Origin of the sequence: Nonlabens dokdonensis (assembly GCF_002162835.1) — a bacterium.
GTDB classification, from domain to species: Bacteria; Bacteroidota; Bacteroidia; order Flavobacteriales; family Flavobacteriaceae; genus Nonlabens; species Nonlabens dokdonensis_B.
Genome location: NZ_MAAX01000201.1, coordinates 1 through 18,808, shown reverse-complemented (window position 1 = coordinate 18,808; position 18,808 = coordinate 1). Strand labels below are relative to the sequence as shown.

The following is an 18,808-nucleotide window of genomic DNA, read 5'->3' as shown; positions in this document are numbered from 1 at the left end:
AAATCAAAATTTAATGACAAAGAATTATTACCAGAAGATAATAAAGTATCTGTATTAAGATAGTTATCATGTAGAAAAGCTTCTAAGTTTGAATCTAATCCATTAATATCGATATTTAAATTATAATTATTTGCTGCTACGTCTGTAAATTCTAAAGAAACGACTTCATTGTGAACAGGCATTGCTCTATTTTCTATACTTAAAAGAGTTCCATTTTGATTCACAGATAAGTTTTCTTCAAAGTTGTCGATTTTAAGTGCGTCTAAAGAATTGATGGTATTATCTCCATCTAAAAACAGGGTTACTTTATCAAAAATTACAGGAGAGCCATTTAAATCTCTATGTAAAGAAATATCTATAAAAGGTCTATTTTGAGGAGTAGAAAAAGGGCCTACTGCATTTTGTGTTACCGCTTTATCGCTAGCATTAAAATCTAAGCTTGCTGGCCCAGCAGCTAGTGTAAGTACAAAGAATGACTGTCCTGGTTGCACATATCTTCTAGCATCAGTTGAAGTAGGTGACATGTCTACCGTTTCATACACACCTCTGGTCGCACCATTAGGATTCCATATGTATACAAAATTAGGATTGATATTGTTCTTAGTAACCGTGCTCATATTAATGGTAGCTTGATAAGGATTACCTACAAAGCTAAAACCACCTGAATTAGGATTAAGAGCATCAGAATTAACTGTCTGACCTAATTCAAGAGCACCTCTTGTAGGTATTCTTACATCTGCATTAGGTAGTTCTGGAGCTGTAGTTAAGTCATAATTGCGATCTCCTCGCACAAAAATATTATATGGTTGTCCAGCTGTTAATGTAGATGATGGTAAGTTAGTTCCTTGAATTTCTTGCCATTTATAATTCCCATCCATAGGGTCAAGATCATAAAATATTAAAGAGTTTGCCCCTGATTGGGTAGCATCAAAACCATTAGCACCAGTTGTGGAGCCTGTGATATGAGTTCCTATTCCTGGAAGTGATTGCCCGCTAGTTTGCCAGTTATCATAAATAGTAGACGTGGTAGTAACTGGAGAAGCTATAAATCTAAAAGCTCTTCTGTTACTAGTACTTCCTGTAGGAACAAACCTAGCAACACCTACATCACCATTAATAGTTGCCATAGGACCATTTAAAAATTGCGCACTTCCATTAGCATCACTATTTAACCCAAAATCAATAGGTGCAAAAGGATTCGTAGTAGGCATGATGGTAAGAGTTCCATTAAGAGTAAATACGGCTGTAGAAACTACACCTACTGTTCCTGCGTTTATTGTAAGAGAATTGTCAATGGTCACATCAGTATCCATTGCGATATTAGATTCTATTATAATCTCATCTGTTGAGTTAGGCGGATTACCATTTACCCAACTGTAGTCCAGACTCCAAGCATCTGGTAACGGTGCAGAATCTTGATTTCTTGCGATACCGTGTTTATCACCACTAGGATATTCATAATATGTGGTGTAAGTCATTGCGTCAAAAGCAACGTTGTTTCCACCATTTAAGATTCCATCACCATAACCTTCATTTGAAGTAAACATATTTCCAGAAGGATCATTAGGATTACCATAAGTCACTACAAAACTAAAAGTATCTGTGGATGTAAGTCCTAATTGTGCCCAAGAAACAGTTAGTACAAATGGATCTGCTGTTGCATTACCTACACCTGTTATAAAATTAAGGCCGTTATTACCTACCGTTCCAGAAGATGGAATACCAAACATTCCCATAAATCCAGCGTCTCCATAAATAGCATAAGAAGCTTCAAATCCTGGAGGGAAATTTAAATCTCCGCTACCAAATTTTGAAACCGCTTTTCTTCCACCATCGCCATCATCATTTACATCTCCATTAATGACAGTTCTACCAGCTGCACCAGTATCAATGTACATTACCATATTATTAGAGCCTAAATCTCCAGCACGATCAACTGTTATAATAACGTTAGTAGCATCGTGACTTATGGTCATTGTGCTATTTCCTATTGGACCACCGAAGCTTGAACCACCATTTGCCGTGTAGGTAACTTGAGCTTGTGTGAATAACGCTACACAAAGCAAAAGTAAAAAAGAGTATATTTTTTTCATTCTATAAAATTTTATACTCAAAATTAATTCATTTTCAGATGTTTGGCAACTTTTAACACCTAAACAGCGAAAACGTTATAGTTGATAGAGTCATGTTGTAATCGATCGTTTACCAACCGGTAATAATGTATTCTATAAGTTTATCTTTTAATGGTGCATCTTCAAACTTTTTTTGATCTACGCGTCCTGATTTCAGCAGCATTAAGCCTTTTGTAATCTTTTAATTTTACCAATATGTTGTAGCAACAGTTTTACTCATCGCTAGGTTCTAAAGTGCTGAAGTTTTTAATGCATATAGTTAGTCTTAAATTAAGGCATTGAAAAAGGGCAAAATTTAATTTTGCCCTTCATAATATTCGAGAGTATTTATAGAAAATTAGAAATTATAACTCATTGTACAAGTTACTCCATCAACAATCCTAAAATATCAATCGCTGCCTCACTAATCTTAGTTCCAGGACCAAAAACAGCAGCTACACCAGCATCAAATAAGTACTGATAATCTTTTCTAGGAATTACGCCACCTACAATAATCATGATATCTTCACGACCGTATTTCTTGAGCTCTTCCATTACCTGTGGAACCAGTGTTTTGTGTCCTGCGGCTAGAGAAGAAACTCCTAAAATGTGGACGTCGTTCTCTACGGCTTGTTTTGCGGCTTCGGCAGGAGTTTGAAATAATGGCCCTATGTCCACATCAAAACCTACATCTGCATAACCTGTCGCAACTACTTTGGCACCTCTATCGTGTCCGTCTTGTCCCATTTTTGCGATCATTATTCTAGGTCTGCGGCCTTCTGTTTTTGCAAATTGGTCTGCTAGTTGTTGCGCTTTCGCGAAAGCGGGATCATTCATAATTTCTTTTTTATAAACTCCTTGAACACTTTTGATAGTCGCTCGATAGCGGCCATAAACCTCTTCCAAAGCATCTGAAATTTCACCTAAAGTTGCTCGTTCTTTTGCTGCATGAACAGCAAATTCTAATAGGTTGCCTTCCTTAGTTTTTGCACAATTGGTCAAAGCTTGTAATGCCTCTTGAACCTTTTGCTCATCACGATTGTTTTTGATCTCTTTTAATCGGTCGATTTGCTCGATGCGTACTGCGGCGTTATCTACTTCTAGCGTGTCGATTAAATCTTCATCTGGACTAGGGTATTTATTGACGCCTACAATCGTATCAATTCCAGAATCTATACGTGCTTGTTTTTTTGCAGCAGCTTCTTCTATGCGCATTTTAGGAATTCCTGCCTCGATAGCTTTGGTCATACCGCCCAGTTCTTCTACTTCTTGAATCAGCTCCCAAGCTTTGCTGGCTATTTGATCGGTAAGCGATTCTACATAATAAGAGCCTGCCCATGGATCAACAGTTTTGGTAATTCCAGTTTCTTCTTGAAGGAAAAGCTGCGTGTTTCTAGCAATACGAGCCGAGAAATCTGTTGGCAAAGCAATGGCTTCATCCAGCGCGTTAGTATGCAAACTTTGCGTTCCACCGAATGCCGCAGCAGCTGCTTCGATAGTCGTACGCGCTACATTATTAAACGGATCTTGCTCTGTCAATGACCAGCCAGAAGTCTGACAATGGGTTCGTAAAGCAAGTGATTTGGCATTTTTTGGATTAAATTGTTTGATCATTTTTGCCCAAAGCATGCGCGCTGCTCGCATTTTTGCAATTTCCATAAAATGATTCATCCCAATAGCCCAGAAAAAAGATAGGCGAGGAGCAAAGGTGTCAATATCCATTCCTGCAGCTAGACCTTTTCTTACGTACTCAAGTCCATCAGCAAGTGTATAAGCAAGTTCTATATCACTAGTAGCACCAGCTTCATACATGTGGTAACCAGAAATAGAAATCGAGTTGAACTTAGGCATGTTCTGACTCGTATATTCAAATATATCTGAGATAATTTGCATACTAGGAGTAGGCGGATAGATATACGTGTTGCGAACCATGAATTCCTTAAGGATATCATTCTGGATCGTACCACTCAATAATTTAGGATCAACACCTTGTTCCATCGCTGCAACAATGTAAAACGCCATAATAGGCAACACGGCGCCATTCATAGTCATAGAAACCGACATCTTATCTAATGGAATGGAATCAAAAAGGATTTTCATATCCTCAACGCTATCGATTGCAACACCAGCTTTTCCAACATCACCTACAACACGTTCATGATCACTGTCGTAACCTCTATGTGTAGCGAGATCAAAGGCTACAGAAAGTCCTTTCTGTCCAGCGGCAAGATTGCGTTTGTAAAAAGCATTAGATTCTGTTGCGCTAGAGAAACCAGCGTATTGTCTCACAGTCCAAGGTCTTCTTACGTACATAGTAGAGTAAGGACCACGCAAATTAGGCGCTATTCCCGCCACAAAATCAAGGTGTTCTAGATCTTCAACATCTTCTTTTGTATATTCTTTTTTTATAGAAATCCCTTCAGATGTTTCATAAGCTGGCGTTTCTACACGTTTTGTATGAAAATCGTAATTGGGTTTTATGTTTGAAATATTCTTTCTACTCATCTTGTAATCTTTTAAAAACGGCTTTTCTTATATTGTCTCCTTTACGGCCGTTTATTTTTATAGATAACTCATTAATTTCACTATCGGTAATAGTAAGTTTTCCTAATGGTTTGTGGTCTGGATTTTCTTTTATGTCGCCTAAATAAAAAAATAACTCATCTTCTAGAAGTTGATAAGATCTAGGTTGTGGCCATATCGCTGATTCACCTTCATGTATCAATGTAAGGTCTTCATTAAATATCCACCGATCGTTTTTTGAAAGAAGGCTAGACATAATGACTTTGTTTTTATCTACCCAAAGACCGGAAGGTTGATCTGATTGCGTTTTTGTAATGGAAGTGATTTTCCATGTGCCTACGATAGTATTCTCATCTATAGTTTGTGAACAACCAGTAATTAATAGGGTAAATAAAATTATGGCTAGATACTTAAGTCGAGGTGATTCCATGAGTGTAACCATTACAACTTTTCTATCTCGTTCTTCTCTAAATCTTCTGTTATTCTTTTGGGAACAATGGGTTGTACTAAAGTCTTACGCGGATTTACCTTTACAAACGGTAATATTTCATATTCTTTTTGCAGCGGAAGATCTGCATTGATATGCTTATTTGCTCCAATAAGAACTCGTTTACCAGATTCAAAATCTGCTTGCTCTTGTTGTGCACTTTCTTTGATCTTGCGCTGTATCGTGCCTTCAAATATAGATTGCACAAAACCACCAGCATTTTCTATAGTTTTAAATATTTCTAATGCTTTCTCTACCAATTGCTTTGTGATGGTATCGATATAGTAAGAACCATCTGCAGCGTTGCCTACTTTATTGAGGTATGCTTCATCTTTTAATATGCGCAATTGATTGCGAGCAATACGATCGCCAAATTCATTTTCCTTATTAAAAAAGGTATCATAAGGTAGGTTACACAAAGTATCTGCGCCACCCATAATGGCGCTCATGCATTCAGTTGTTGTACGTAACATATTTACATTATAATCCATCAAGGATTTGTTACGCAAGCTAGGAGTAGCGGTAATGTAGCATCCTAAATCGATTTCGTAAATATCACCCAGAGTTTTGGTTAAAATGCGATAAGCTCGGTACTTTGCGATTTCAAAAAAGTAGTTGTTACCTATGGTAGTGTCTATGTTGATTCTTTTTTCCGCTTTCGCGAAAGCGGTTAAATTACCAACATTATTAAAATGATTTAAATACTCGTTAAGATGTGCAGTAAAATAGGCTAATTCTTGGGTTATTGTTGCTCCAGCCTGTTGATATGAGCTTGTGTTTACTGTAATATTTGAGAAATATCCTTCAAACTTATTTATAAAATTATCTAGGTTTTCATGATCTTGGTCTTTGTTTTGAAACCAATTTCCATCACTAACAAGTTGATGAATAATATCAACATGTACATAAGCTGTAGGAGCAATTTTATGTAGTGATTCTATATATTCTAAGTCAAAAAACTGTGGATGTATTTGAATACCTACTTCTGGCAATTCATTTAATAAAATAGATAGATCGATCTCTTTATTAGGAATAATAAAAATGATGCCTTCACCACCACGATTTAATATGTCATGTGCTTTTTTATTTGCTGCAGCTGCGTTTCCAGCATATACTTTTTGGGATATGTACCAATCATTATTTTGTGTAGAACGATTAGGTATGTTTAACTGGTGCGCCGTATCCTTATGATATATAGGCTTAATGTCGATTCCTTCTCGAGTTGCAGTAAGAAGTGTTTCATTATAATCGGCACCTTTTAAATCCATATGGATTTTTTGCTTCCATTGTGCTTCAGAAACTGGTTCAAAATCTTTAAAAAGTCTGTTTAAAGCCATTTAATTTAAGTGTATTTTCAATTACAAAAATATGTTTTTTATATCTATTGAGGTTTTAATGTAAGTGTCTAACTGATAGATCAATAGCAGTTGTCGAACTTTTTATACATTTAAACTAATTCTTAAAAATTAATTAAAAAATTCCATAAATTTAACTGTGGTTAAATATAAATTTACCACATGAAACAACTAACCACTCTCGCTATTGTATTGATATTCAGCTTTTCCTATGGTCAAGTAGGTATTAATACTGACACTCCAAATGAATCTGCAATTTTAGATGTAGAAAGCACCGATAAAGGCTTTTTACCTCCTAGAATGTCGCAAACTCAAATTAGTAACATTCATTTACCAGCAGCAGGACTTACTGTTTATAATACAGATTTAGATTGCATTACTGTTAATTATGGAACACCTGCTACACCAGAATGGATATGCTTAGAACGTAAACCTAACGCAACGCTACCTTCTTATTCCATTAGTTCTACAGAATTGCGCATCACTTCAACTCTTAATTATAGAACTTGGGTTAATGTTCCCAATCTTACAGCTAGTTTTACTTTAGATGAGCCTACACAGGTTAAATTTGATTGGATTATGTTTCCTGGTCAGGCAAATGCATCTTCGTCAAATGGTTATGCACAAATGTTTACTGCCTTAGAAATAAATGGAACAAGAGATCAAAGTTCTGTAGGTTACATGCCGTTTATTCATGCCCCTGGAGCTAGTGCGCTTTATTTATTGAATCAGTCATCATTTTTTTACGTAAAGCTATTACCTGCAGGCACGTATACAATTAATGTACAGCTGTACCTGTCTTTTATGCAAGGTTCCACGATGGACGTTAGGGTTGGGCCTAGGATTACAACTTGGACAGGCTCTGGTGGGATGACAAATGACGAAAAGTTGAATGCTTCTTCAAACAAATTGTTAATTACTTTACTGAGATAAATCAATCAATTAGATTCCTGAGTTTTTACAGAATCAGGATGTTGAATAATGAAAACTTCTTCATTCTCACGTTTCATGAGGTAACGCTCTCGTGCAAATTTTTCAAGACCTGCACTATCTTGTAAGGCAGCAATTTTTGCCTTATCGCGTGCAATACCTTTCATGTAGAAATCTGCATTTTCTTGCTTTTCTGCAAGCTCTTTGTTGATTTCCCTATGTGATGTAGTCCATGCACTACCATCTAGAAATAAAATCCAAATGGTAAATAATATGGTGATGATGGTATATTTATTACTAAAAAACCTCCACCACGGATTTGATTTTAAGTTTTTCAAGTCCATGACTGGAAATTTAAGAATTTATCCTAGCTTTTGATCTATAATAGTGCGTAAGATTTTAACTCCAACGGTGTTAAATCGATTAGTAGGTATAATCACATCTGCATAAAGTTTTGTAGATTCTATAAACTGCTCATGCATAGGTTTTAATGTATTTTGATAACGCTCTAACACTTCATTAAGATCGCGTCCACGATCTGCTATATCTCTTTTGAGCCTTCTTATGAGACGCTCATCGCTATCACAATCTATATAAACCTTTATATCAAATAACTCACGTATACGAGGCATGGTTAAAATAAGTATTCCTTCTACTATTACTACTTTACTAGGTGCTGTTCTAATTGTTTCACCAGTGCGATTGTGTTCCACAAAACTGTATACCGGCTGGTCAATAGAATTCCCTTTTTTGAGCTCGAGCAAGTGTTTTTCTAGTAAATCAAAATCGATGCTTTCTGGATGATCAAAATTGATTTTTGTACGCTCTTCGTAGGTTAAATCACTGGTATCTTTGTAGTAAGAATCTTGAGAGATAACTGTTACCTCGTGATCTGGATATTCATGTACCATTTGTTGCACCACTGTGGTTTTACCACTACCAGTTCCACCTGCAATCCCTAATATAAGCATGAGTTGATTTTTGTTTTTGCAAAAATAAGGTTTTGATATAATATGGTACGCAGCGACAAGCTATAGAATAATTAGAAATAAATGAATTACCATTTTATATTTCTACAGAGCTCCAGTTTTCGCCAGTTTTAATTCTATGTATTTGCATATCAGACACCCCAAAACGTTTGGCTATCATACTCAATCTGTTATTTTTATTTTGAAGTTGGCGCTTAATGATTTTCACTTTCCCTTTAGTAAGCTTTCCTATTTTTTCACCGCGCTTTTTTACTACCGCTTCCCAAGTAGGATTATTAAATTGATGTAGTTCTTTTTCTCTTTTAGTAGCCCATTTAAGATTTTCAACTCGGTTATCTGTTTTATCGTAATTAAGGTGTATCACACAAACACCGTCATTTTTTTCAAGAAAATGCTCTGCAACAAGTTTGTGAACGTATCTACTAGTTTGCTTACCATTTTTCTTTTGTTTCAGAGGCAAATTTTGGTAACCATTGATATAGTATTTTTTTACTAAAAATTCCTTATCAGTTTTTAAATTGATTATTCTACCGTAGTTTGATATTTTGAATTTTTCGTTATCAGATATTTTATCATCAAACTCAATTATCTTCCAGACTTCATTTCTATAACTTGTAATCATTTGTTATTAATTTAAATGTTAGGGACATTTAACTATTAATGTAAATGCTATTTATTTAATCATCTATACGTTTTTCTCCATTACTATACTCTTTACCGATGGCAATTTTTACACCTACGTTAAAGAGTAGGTTAGAAATATTTATTTCTTTATTGATAGTAGGCTGTATGACAGTTGTAGCGTTTTCTTCTCGATAAGAATAACTTAACGGATCACCTAAAGTGGTATTAAATTGTGGTGAAAAAAACACCTGTACAGACCTTCTAAAATAGTAATTAAATCTCAATCCACCTTCTATATACAAACTAGAGGTAGAAGAATTTTCATTATCACTTGTAAACGGCATAGAATTGCCTATACCTGTTTGTGATATATTATTTTCGGGATTGTTTAAGAAGGCAACTCCAGCTTTTGCAAAAACGTCTAATTGAAACCTGTTCTTTGTATAAGAAAAAGCAGGTCCTACAGCTAGCGAGGTATTTGTATAACTATTATCTGTAACTGCGGTAATACCATCATTTCTAAAATCTAAATACCCAAACTCATTATATTGATGACGTAAGTTAACTCCTAGACCTATCTTATTATTAAAATAATAAGCATATTCAGCTCCTAAGTTCAATCCACTTCTAGATACATCCTTAAAATCTCCATACGGTTGAGTGACACCTAAGTCTATGATAAAATTATGTCTAGGCACTTCTCTCAAATGTACTGGATCCTTAAATTCATTTTGATCCAAGGAATCTATTTGAGCTTTGCTTATAGAGCAAACTAGTAATATTATTAGAAGAACATATTTCATGGCATAAAGATAATAGTTTGACAAGTATTATGATTCCATTAGTGTAGGATTAAGATTTTTTTGTGTGCGCTTTCGCGAAAGCGTAACTATATTTAAACATAATCAATAAAAACAACTATTATGAGCGACAAGGAACTAGAAGGAAAATTAGATCAAGCAAAAGGAAAAGTAAAAGAAGAAGTAGGTAAATTAACTAACGACTCTTCTACAGAAGCAGAAGGCAAAGCTGATCAGACCGAAGGAAAAATTAAAGAAGGATTAGGCGAGGCTAAGAGGAAAATTAAAAATACCTTTGATAGTAAATAAAATCAAAATGGAAAAATTAACAGAAGCACAAATTGAAAAGCATTTAGAGCAAATAGATGGATGGGATTATTATGATGATGCCATTCATACTACTTTTGAATTTGATAATTTCATGGATTGTTTTTCAGTAATGACACGCATTGCGATGGAAGCTGAGAAAATGGAACATCATCCAGACTGGCATAATACCTATGCTACCTTAGAAATTACACTTTCTACTCACGATGCAAACGGCTTAACAGAAAAAGATTTTAAACTTGCAGCTGCTATAGAACATATAGTAGGTGATGAGTAATTAAATTTATTCTTAAGATAAAAGCTCCAAAATCAAATTGATTTTGGAGCTTTTTTATGTTGTCAAAGGGAGAAACGATGTAGTACAAGGCTATGGAGCAACTTGCTTGTCTTTAAAATCATCCACCGACACGTTTTACTTTAAAGCCTTTGTCTTTGAGCATCTCCATAATACGGTCTCTATAATCACCTTGTATAATGATCTGGTCGTTTTTAAAACTTCCACCTACACCTAATTGTGTTTTTAATTCTTTTGCTAGAATTTTAAAGTCTGCCGTGGCACCAGTATATCCATCGATTACAGTGTTTACTTTTCCTTTACGTTTTTCAAACTTGCATTCAAGAGGTTGCTCTTGAAGCCAAATATTGCTTTTTTCAGGTTCTTGCTCTTCTTTAAAATCGTGATCAGGGAAGAGGTTTTTGAGCTGGTCACTTAAGTCCATAGGTATAATTTAAAATTGGTAAATTTAAACAGTAGGATCCGATTCTTGATTGTTTATGTCAAAAATGGATTCTTTTCTTTCTTGAAGAATAGACACTCCTTTTTGTAATAATAAGTTATTAGGATAAGTAATATTCTCTCCTTCATCTGTGATGAGCAACGTATAGAACCCTTTAATATCGCTTATTACGGCAGTAACTGGTAAATCCTTATCATGTATACGTATGCGATCACCTATTCTGAAGGGAAAGGTAAAATATAGAATAAAACTCGAGGTAATGTTACTTAGAATACTCCAGTTAGCAAATAATGCAACGCCCACTACAGCAAAAGTAGATCCTAAGGCTACAAAGAATCCATCTGTTGAAAAGCCCCAAACTAGAATTATGGTAATGATACAAATGCTCCATATCACATAACCAGTGTATCTATTTAAATATTGCTTTCTTAACTCAGTACGAGAGACACGCTTAGATAACTTGATAGCGCTCCATATAATTACACGATGTGTTATAAAAGTAAGCAATAATAGACACAAGCTAAGTATTACTTGTGGCTTAAATAAAAATTCTTTCATAATGCTAAACTATCTCTTAAAACGCTGTCTTCATTAGAGTTTTTCCTCCAGTATGCGGTATTAATAGTTTTTTTCAATGTACCAGTAGATACCATAGGTGCAGCGCCATCTTTATAACGATCCATCCACGAGAGAATTTTAAAAGGAAATTCTTTTTCAGTTTTAAAAGCGATGGTTCTACCTAGATCGGTGAATTTAACACTGTATAAATAACCATCAGGGATTTCACTAAGTTTAGCAACAGCATCATATGGTTTAGCTTCCACATGTTTTAATCTTAAATATTCTGTACTTGGGACTACTTTTAACTCGCCTATAGGCATTTCTTTGGGACCTAATCTTAACTGAGCTGCTATTTGGTTTTCAGTTAATACGTTATCAATTTCAAAATTTCTATTTCCTTCACTTTGAAAGTAGGAGTGAAGAGTCACGTCATAACGATCTTCACTTTGATTTATTTGCATGTATGTATGACCGCACCATTCTTGAACAGAAGTCGCTATTTTAATCGCATTATCTTTTTTGTCCAGTGGTAAAAAGGTACTGCTCATTATTTTATAAGGATAAATACCAGTATTAAAATCGCGAGTAGCATTTAACTTGAGAACAGGACGATTATCTTCTTTAGGTTGACTTGCTTTTATTTGATCCTTATTGTCAAATGGCTCTGTAACAAAGATCATTACACCAGTGCCTTCTCTCATTTCACCATAACGGGCCACACTGATGTCATAACTCGATATCTCTGCAGTACCATTATACCAGTAGTCTTTAAATTTTTGAGTGAGATGTCTGTTTTCAGATTGTGAAACAGGTTTTTCAGCTTTTGTGGTTGGTGTATCTTTAGCTAATTCAGCATCATTTTTACAAGAAAATATTGTCATCGCAACTAATAAGACATAAAAAAACTTCATAATTTTTTTTCAAAGTTATGAAGTTTAAATTTATGTAGTGTTAAGCTTTCGCGAAAGCGTAAATAACTTACAGCTGTTTAATAGTTACAAATGTCTTCACACTACTACCATCTACATTATTACTACTTATATCGTCAAATCTAGCTCGTATGGTCAATACATCACCATTTGATAATTCTAAAATGTCAGTGACTGATCTAAAAACGATTCCATTAGCGCTAGAACCAAAAACATTTCCAGTGTGTTGATATTCAGAAACTGCTACTAATGTCGTACCTACATAAATTCCTATACCGTAAATACCTAAATTGTCTTCACCTTCTGTATGGTATTGAGCATAAATTTCGTAAAATCCATCTTGATTAACGGTAAAATCATGATTTGTTGTGTCAAATCTACCATCGTTATCTATTGAATCATTATCGAAAGGTATTGTAAAGTAATCTGTGTTATTAGAAGCAATACTACCGGTAGTTACTGTAGAACTAAGATTTGCTCGTGCGATATCCTTGACTGAATTTGTTTGCCAACTCGCAACACCAGCACCATTAGTGGTCAAAACCTGACCAGCAGCACCATTATTAGTAGGCATTTCATAACCTGTAGAATTATCACCGCTTCGTATGGCAAAATGATCTCCTTGAAAATAGCCTGAATACGCGTTGTTTGCACCATCGTTTAATGCTATACTTCTAATTCCGTATACAGTTCCTGTGGCACTAGTATTACCTGCTGTTGTAGAAATACCGTTAATATCCTGACCTGATGTGGTACTTGCTCCGATAACATTTCTGATTCCAAAATTAGCGGCTGTTCCAGAATTTCTCACCGCGATCGAGTTATCAATTCCTATATGCGCCCCATTACCAGTTACACCTAAAACATTTTTTATACCTATTTTATCTGCATTAGTATCGGCTGTGTTTTCTATATCTAATGCAATGGAAGTTCCTACGGTGCTCGTATGTCTATTGTTAACGCTTAGAATAATTCGATCTTCAGATGCAGAAGCTCCTGCATTTTCTACTGTTACGACAGCGGCAGCAACTGATTCTGTTCCAAAAGAAGTTCTTCCAGTTCTAACTATTTCAGATGTCGTAGATGTAGCATTGTTAGTCGTTCCGTCTGTATAAAAAGCTGATGAAGCATTTACGCTTTGATATGATGTGCCATTGAAAAAGTAAAACCCTTCGGCAGCATCATTAGAATCTAAGTACAATATTAATCCTGATTGAGAGTCAGTAGGTAAATTTACTCCTGTAGGAAGTACCGATACTTTAGGTACTATAATTCCATTAAACTCTCCACTTGACAGTCCTGATTTTGAGATAACTTCTAAATCTGCAGTAGGTGATGAAGTGCCTATACCAACTTGAGAGTAAGACAAAAAGTTTATGAGCAGAAGCGGAATAAGGTAGCTGTATTTCATAGGGATATACTTACAATTCTAGCCTCTAAATATAGATATTTATTCCATTTCAAACGATAGAGTTTAAATACAACAGAGCGATTCAAGCCGTTAAACTCTAATTATTTACTCTTCAACTTAAAAAAACGTTCAACAGTTCAAAATTATCGTTTAAACTATAATTTAATCTTTAGTTAAATTATCGTTCACACAATAATAACTATCGATTTACACGTTTTTAACCTTCTCTTGCATCATTTTGATCTGGTCGCGCAATCTTGCAGCTTCCATAAAGTCTAGTTCTTTAGCAGCTTTTTCCATCATTTTACGTGTATCTCTTATTTTCTTTTCCAGCTGCGCTTTAGAAAGGTATTCTGCTTCTTCTTCAGCTGCTTTCATGGTCAGCGTTTCTTCTATAGCATAAGTAGCAGCATTTTTACGATACAATGCGGTTTCTAGTTTCTTTTTAATAGCCGTAGGTTTTAAACCATTTGCTTCATTGTACGCTATTTGTTTAGATCGCCTGTACTCTGTTTGATCGATCGTTTTTTGCATGCTTTCTGTGATCTTGTCAGCATATAAAATAGCCAGACCGTTTACATTTCGAGCTGCACGACCTATGGTTTGTGTGAGCGATCTATTATTACGTAAAAACCCTTCTTTATCTGCATCTAGAATAGCTACAAGAGAAACTTCAGGTAAATCAAGTCCTTCTCTTAGTAAGTTAACACCTATCAATACATCAAAGACACCGCGACGCAAATCTGACATGATCTCCACTCGTTCTAAAGTATCTACATCGCTATGTATATAACGACAGCGCACATTTATGCGAGTAAGATACTTTGTAAGCTCTTCTGCCATACGTTTAGTAAGTGTTGTGATTAAAACGCGTTCATCTTTTTCTTCCCTAATGCGTATTTCTTCAACCAGATCGTCTATTTGATTTTGACTAGGTCGTACTTCAATAATAGGGTCTAATAATCCCGTAGGTCTTATGATTTGTTCTACATAAACACCTTCACTTTTTTCTAGCTCATAATCAGCTGGAGTGGCGCTTACATACAATACTTGATTTTGTAAAGCTTCAAATTCTTCAAACTTAAGCGGTCTGTTATCCATTGCTGCAGGCAACCTAAATCCATAATCTACCAGGTTTTCTTTACGAGATCTATCACCACCATACATCGCGCCTACTTGTGGCACGCTTACATGACTTTCATCTATGATCATAAGATAATCTTCTGGGAAGAAATCAAGTAAACAGAAAGGTCTTGTACCAGGTAATCGTCCATCGAGATAACGACTGTAATTCTCTATTCCCGAACAGTATCCTAATTCTCTGATCATCTCCAGATCAAATTCGGTACGCTCTTCTAGTCTTTTTGCTTCTAGTGGTTTGCCTATTTCCTTGAAATACTCCACTTGTTTCACTAGATCTTCTTGTATGGAGTGAATGGCACCTTGCAATATATCTGGTGAGGTAACAAACATATTTGCTGGGTAAATGGTAATCTGGTCATACTTTTCAATAACTGATCCATCTACAGGATTAAAGCGTTCTATTTCTTCAATCTCATCTCCAAAAAAGTGAATTCTAAAAGCGGTATCTGCATAACTAGGAAAGACATCTAGTGTATCTCCTTTAATCCTAAAATTTCCTCGATTAATTTCTGCAGTGGTTCTTGAATATAATGATTGTACTAATCGATGTAACAAAGCTGTTCTAGCGATAACTTCATCTCTCTTAATACGTACTACGTTCTTCTGAAATTCTACTGGATTTCCTATACCATATAAACAAGAAACTGATGCTACCACAATAATATCTCTACGACCTGAAAGTAGGGAAGAAGTAGTGCTTAATCGCATTTTCTCTATTTCTTCATTAATGGATAGATCTTTCTCGATATAAGTACCACTAGTAGGTATAAACGCTTCTGGCTGGTAATAATCGTAGTAAGAGACAAAATATTCCACCGCATTATCTGGAAAAAAATCTTTGAACTCAGAGTACAACTGCGCCGCAAGAGTCTTGTTATGACATAGTACAAGAGTAGGTTTTTGAACACCTTGAATCACGTTTGCCGCGGTAAAAGTCTTACCACTTCCGGTAACACCTAAAAGTGTTTGATACTTTTCATTAGCCTTAATTCCTTTGACTAATTTTTCTATTGCCTGGGGCTGATCTCCCGTAGGAGAAAAGTCTGATATAATGTTGAAATCCATGAAATGTAAAAATAAGATTTTTGTGATTCCGCTTTCGCGAAAGCGAGGTTAAAAAAAACACTTCTCTTCCTAAAACTACTTATGTCAGAATAATTACCTTTTTAAGGTAAAGTGACCTCTAAAACTACGTCCATCATTGAGCTCAACTCGATACCAATAATCTGTACTAGGCATGGGATTACCGAGATACATGCCATCCCAACCTGGTCCTACTGGGCTTAATTGTTTCAATAATTTACCAAATCGATCAAAAATAAAAATTTGAGCATCTGGTTCAGTTTCTATCGCGGTTACCTGCCAGTAGTCGTGAAAGCCATCTTGGTTAGGAGTGAAGTAAGGTGGTGCTGCTATTATCGTGGCAGGAGCTGTTTTTAAATCGCAACCGTTTAGATCACGCACGTAAACAGTATAATAACCTGGTAGTAAATTGGTGAAAATGTTACTGCTTTGAAAGAAAAAATTATCTATACTATATTCAAATGGCCCATCTCCGGTTACAGAGACAGTTATGCTGTTTTCTCTTAAGGTGAACTGTTGTATTTCTACTTCTAAGATTTGAGTTTCAAAATAATTAGTTACTGTTGTAGAGGTCGTGTCTTCACAGCCATTCAAGTCTATTGCAGTTACGGTATAAGTTCCTTGTTCACTGATAGTAATGTTTTGTGTGGTTGCTCCAGTACTCCATAGGTAAGAGTCAAAACCAGGGCTGGATTCAATCAAAACTGTTTCTTCTTCACATTTTGAAAAATCAGGTGTGGAACTTACTATAGGCTTAGGCAAGACTTCTAAAACTAATGGTTGAACGTCATAGCAAGTAATCAAGTCGTTATTCTCTAAGCGCACCCAAATGGTTTGTTGAGGTGTTAAATTCTGGTACTGAAAATTTAAACCAGCAAGATCAGATTCTGCATCTTGTTGTGTGGTGTGAAATGAAGTTGTTAATATTCCTAACTGGTTGTTTTCAATAGTAGGAATTAAAGAAGCTAGATCAAATAACTCTGTCAGGTCTCTAGAAACATCGTCGCAAATTTGAAAATCATCCAGAATAGGAATGGATGGTTGAGAGATCACACGTAATGAAAAAGAAGAGATCGCAAAACAGCCGGAATTATTGATGTTTTCATATCGCACAAAAACTACTTCATCATTAGTACCATTATATATCTGGTTTATGGCATTTTGATTATTCTCTGCATCCATTCTTGAGTTATAAAATGTATAAGAAAACAAACTAGAATTTTGAGTTCCTAATCCTTGTATTGCAGCGGCAGTCAAATCAAATAGTTCGATTCCATCATTAGAAAAATCGTCGCAGGTGATCAAATCATCAATAGGAACAGGTAATGGATTCTCAGAAATTTGAATATCAAAAGAGGTCGTCACAAAACAACCATTGGAATTACGGTTGTCGATGCGCACATAATAGGTCCCACTTTGATAAAAATCATTATTGTTTAAATCATTAAAGTCTTGTTGTGCATCTAGTAAAGAAGAGTGAACAGTCACGTTAAAAATAGTAGCATCTTGATTTCCTAATGCTGTTGTTCTTGTTGTACTGAAATCTATGGGAGCGACTCCATCATTGAAAGCGTCATCACAAATAATGATATCATTTACATTTTGTATCAAAGGTGTATCTACTATGGTGATATCTCGAGAAGAGGTGAACACCTCAGAAGGCGTATTTATTGTTAGAGTAATTGTGTAAACACCTGCGGTAGCATAAATATGTGTAGGGTCCACAAGTGATGAGTTATTATTAGTACCGCTACTAGGATCGCCAAAATCCCATACAACAGATGTATTAGGGCAAGTAGCAATATCATCTGCAAAGAATTGAGTCGTTGTACCACTGCATCCTTCTACTAATCCAAAAGATGGATTGAAAAACGCGTTATAAAATGGAGGCAAACCTTCATTGCTATTTGTTCCAGGACTCAAGGCCAGTCCATCATACTGGAAATTAGATAAGGTTCCAATACCATTAGGATTATTAATTACGGCTAGCCATGGCTGCTCATCACGCGAGTAATAAATTTTGTTATCAGGTGCGATTTGTAATGCGCCACGCGTGACATCATCAGTTGAGTCTAATGGATCGCTTTGATAAATAGTGATAGGGTTATTTTGAAAGTTTGGTGCATTTGTATCAAATTGAAGTAATAGACGCTCTCCAGGAATAATACCGCTTCCTAGAGTGTTTAAGTCTACGTAAACTAATCTAGAATCTAAAGAGAATTCAGTTCCATAGGCTTGGTAATTAGCAGGGAAGTTCAATCGCGATGGATTACTCACTACACCAGTATTATTATTAAAATCAAAAAGCCATGCTCCGTATCCTGCTTCGTTAGGGTTAGTGAGATCTACATAAAACTGAGTCATCATTGCCACTTTTGTTCCATCTGGAGACACTTTTAGATAACCTCTTTTATCTGTTGTTTGTGTGGTAGTACTAATAGATGTAACCGTAGCTGATGGATCGATACCGTTAGGTGTGAGTTTATAAGCATAGAATTGATCAAAACTCAAACTACCTGGATTGCTCTCTGCATAGGTAACAATCCAAGCATCCTGACCATTTGAAGCTGTTGCAGCAAATAACTTTTCAGTGCTGTTAGGTAGTAATTGAATGTTTTTTTGATTAGAAATTATATCACCAGCTCCGCCGTTAAGTGACATATCAACTACTGAATAGTACAAGCCAGTCGCCCCTATACCAGTAGATGGATCTACAATGCTTATAGAAAAAACATAATATAGATTTGTATTGTTAGGTAACGGTATAATTAACGCAGATTGTGTACTAGATGGGTTTC

16 protein-coding genes and 1 pseudogene are annotated in these 18,808 nt (G+C 35.5%); 3 read left to right on the top strand and 14 right to left on the bottom strand.

Annotated elements, in window-relative coordinates:
* From A9Q93_RS13470 to A9Q93_RS13455, 4 genes and pseudogenes are all read right to left on the bottom strand, one after another.
* Positions 1-2,093, bottom strand: a pseudogene (locus tag A9Q93_RS13470) (hypothetical protein); the annotation flags it as partial.
* Between the two features lie 402 nt (positions 2,094-2,495).
* Positions 2,496-4,616, bottom strand: coding sequence for a methylmalonyl-CoA mutase (scpA, locus tag A9Q93_RS13465; RefSeq protein WP_303687922.1), 2,121 nt, complete (start codon positions 4,614-4,616; stop codon positions 2,496-2,498).
* Positions 4,609-5,064: a hypothetical protein gene (locus tag A9Q93_RS13460; protein ID WP_303687921.1), complete on the bottom strand. Its 456-nt coding sequence runs from the start codon at positions 5,062-5,064 to the stop codon at positions 4,609-4,611. The genes scpA and A9Q93_RS13460 overlap by 8 nt, the downstream gene beginning before the upstream one ends.
* 11 nt (positions 5,065-5,075) lie before the next feature.
* On the bottom strand, positions 5,076-6,458 hold the full coding sequence (locus A9Q93_RS13455; protein WP_303687920.1) for a methylmalonyl-CoA mutase subunit beta: 1,383 nt from the start codon (positions 6,456-6,458) through the stop codon (positions 5,076-5,078).
* A gap of 180 nt (positions 6,459-6,638) precedes the next feature.
* Between A9Q93_RS13455 and A9Q93_RS13450 the strand changes: the two genes are divergently transcribed.
* Positions 6,639-7,409: a hypothetical protein gene (locus A9Q93_RS13450; protein ID WP_303687919.1), complete on the top strand. Its 771-nt coding sequence runs from the start codon at positions 6,639-6,641 to the stop codon at positions 7,407-7,409.
* A 5-nt stretch (positions 7,410-7,414) separates the two neighbouring features.
* On the opposite strand, the gene A9Q93_RS13445 is transcribed toward A9Q93_RS13450, so the two are convergent.
* The 4 genes from A9Q93_RS13445 to A9Q93_RS13430 all read right to left on the bottom strand — a co-directional run bounded on the left by A9Q93_RS13445 (position 7,415) and on the right by A9Q93_RS13430 (position 9,822).
* The gene (locus A9Q93_RS13445; RefSeq protein WP_303687918.1) at positions 7,415-7,750 is read right to left on the bottom strand and encodes a septum formation initiator family protein; all 336 of its coding nucleotides are present in this window, start codon (positions 7,748-7,750) and stop codon (positions 7,415-7,417) included.
* 18 nt (positions 7,751-7,768) lie between these two features.
* Entirely contained in the window at positions 7,769-8,377 is a 609-nt protein-coding gene (gene udk / locus A9Q93_RS13440; RefSeq protein WP_303687917.1) for a uridine kinase, read from the bottom strand.
* Positions 8,378-8,471: 94 nt separating this feature from the next.
* Positions 8,472-9,017 carry an HNH endonuclease gene (locus tag A9Q93_RS13435; protein WP_303687916.1) on the bottom strand — a complete coding sequence of 182 codons (546 nt, stop codon included), beginning with the start codon at positions 9,015-9,017 and terminating at the stop codon, positions 8,472-8,474.
* 55 nt (positions 9,018-9,072) lie between these two features.
* Positions 9,073-9,822, bottom strand: a complete 750-nt coding sequence (locus tag A9Q93_RS13430; RefSeq protein WP_303687915.1) for an autotransporter outer membrane beta-barrel domain-containing protein — start codon at positions 9,820-9,822, stop codon at positions 9,073-9,075.
* 120 nt (positions 9,823-9,942) lie between these two features.
* On the opposite strand from A9Q93_RS13430, the gene A9Q93_RS13425 reads away from it, so the two are divergent.
* Both A9Q93_RS13425 and A9Q93_RS13420 read left to right on the top strand, forming a co-directional pair.
* Positions 9,943-10,128, top strand: coding sequence for a CsbD family protein (locus A9Q93_RS13425; RefSeq protein WP_303687914.1), 186 nt, complete (start codon positions 9,943-9,945; stop codon positions 10,126-10,128).
* A 7-nt stretch (positions 10,129-10,135) separates the two neighbouring features.
* Positions 10,136-10,423 (top strand): 4a-hydroxytetrahydrobiopterin dehydratase, encoded by a 288-nt coding sequence (locus tag A9Q93_RS13420; RefSeq protein ID WP_303687913.1) that lies wholly within the window; start codon positions 10,136-10,138, stop codon positions 10,421-10,423.
* Positions 10,424-10,541: 118 nt separating this feature from the next.
* Here the strand turns inward: A9Q93_RS13420 and A9Q93_RS13415 are convergent, their stop codons facing one another.
* The 6 genes from A9Q93_RS13415 to A9Q93_RS13390 all read right to left on the bottom strand — a co-directional run.
* Positions 10,542-10,865 carry a translation initiation factor gene (locus A9Q93_RS13415; protein WP_303687912.1) on the bottom strand — a complete coding sequence of 108 codons (324 nt, stop codon included), beginning with the start codon at positions 10,863-10,865 and terminating at the stop codon, positions 10,542-10,544.
* A 24-nt stretch (positions 10,866-10,889) separates the two neighbouring features.
* Positions 10,890-11,441: a mechanosensitive ion channel domain-containing protein gene (locus tag A9Q93_RS13410; protein WP_303687911.1), complete on the bottom strand. Its 552-nt coding sequence runs from the start codon at positions 11,439-11,441 to the stop codon at positions 10,890-10,892.
* Entirely contained in the window at positions 11,438-12,355 is a 918-nt protein-coding gene (locus A9Q93_RS13405; protein WP_303687910.1) for a septum formation inhibitor Maf, read from the bottom strand. Before A9Q93_RS13405 ends, A9Q93_RS13410 begins: the two co-directional genes overlap by 4 nt.
* Before the next feature lie 67 nt (positions 12,356-12,422).
* Positions 12,423-13,784 (bottom strand): hypothetical protein, encoded by a 1,362-nt coding sequence (locus A9Q93_RS13400; protein WP_303687909.1) that lies wholly within the window; start codon positions 13,782-13,784, stop codon positions 12,423-12,425.
* Between the two features lie 207 nt (positions 13,785-13,991).
* Complete coding sequence (uvrB, locus tag A9Q93_RS13395) at positions 13,992-15,992, bottom strand: excinuclease ABC subunit UvrB (RefSeq protein ID WP_303687908.1); 2,001 nt, start codon at positions 15,990-15,992, stop codon at positions 13,992-13,994.
* Positions 15,993-16,085: 93 nt separating this feature from the next.
* Positions 16,086-18,808 (bottom strand): T9SS type B sorting domain-containing protein (locus A9Q93_RS13390; RefSeq protein WP_303687907.1); only part of this gene is annotated, 2,723 nt, incomplete at its 5' end.

Bases quoted from the DNA above. Each gene is read 5' to 3' on its own strand.
- A9Q93_RS13435 (WP_303687916.1), bottom strand. From the start codon at position 9,017: ATGATTACAAGTTATAGAAATGAAGTCTGGAAGATAATTGAGTTTGAT.
- A9Q93_RS13445 (WP_303687918.1), bottom strand. From the start codon at position 7,750: ATGGACTTGAAAAACTTAAAATCAAATCCGTGGTGGAGGTTTTTTAGT.
- A9Q93_RS13405 (WP_303687910.1), bottom strand. From the start codon at position 12,355: ATGAAGTTTTTTTATGTCTTATTAGTTGCGATGACAATATTTTCTTGT.
- udk (WP_303687917.1), bottom strand. From the start codon at position 8,377: ATGCTTATATTAGGGATTGCAGGTGGAACTGGTAGTGGTAAAACCACA.
- A9Q93_RS13420 (WP_303687913.1), top strand. From the start codon at position 10,136: ATGGAAAAATTAACAGAAGCACAAATTGAAAAGCATTTAGAGCAAATA.
- A9Q93_RS13410 (WP_303687911.1), bottom strand. From the start codon at position 11,441: ATGAAAGAATTTTTATTTAAGCCACAAGTAATACTTAGCTTGTGTCTA.
- uvrB (WP_303687908.1), bottom strand. From the start codon at position 15,992: ATGGATTTCAACATTATATCAGACTTTTCTCCTACGGGAGATCAGCCC.
- A9Q93_RS13415 (WP_303687912.1), bottom strand. From the start codon at position 10,865: ATGGACTTAAGTGACCAGCTCAAAAACCTCTTCCCTGATCACGATTTT.
- A9Q93_RS13450 (WP_303687919.1), top strand. From the start codon at position 6,639: ATGAAACAACTAACCACTCTCGCTATTGTATTGATATTCAGCTTTTCC.
- A9Q93_RS13430 (WP_303687915.1), bottom strand. From the start codon at position 9,822: ATGAAATATGTTCTTCTAATAATATTACTAGTTTGCTCTATAAGCAAA.
- scpA (WP_303687922.1), bottom strand. From the start codon at position 4,616: ATGAGTAGAAAGAATATTTCAAACATAAAACCCAATTACGATTTTCAT.
- A9Q93_RS13400 (WP_303687909.1), bottom strand. From the start codon at position 13,784: ATGAAATACAGCTACCTTATTCCGCTTCTGCTCATAAACTTTTTGTCT.
- A9Q93_RS13425 (WP_303687914.1), top strand. From the start codon at position 9,943: ATGAGCGACAAGGAACTAGAAGGAAAATTAGATCAAGCAAAAGGAAAA.
- A9Q93_RS13460 (WP_303687921.1), bottom strand. From the start codon at position 5,064: ATGGAATCACCTCGACTTAAGTATCTAGCCATAATTTTATTTACCCTA.
- A9Q93_RS13455 (WP_303687920.1), bottom strand. From the start codon at position 6,458: ATGGCTTTAAACAGACTTTTTAAAGATTTTGAACCAGTTTCTGAAGCA.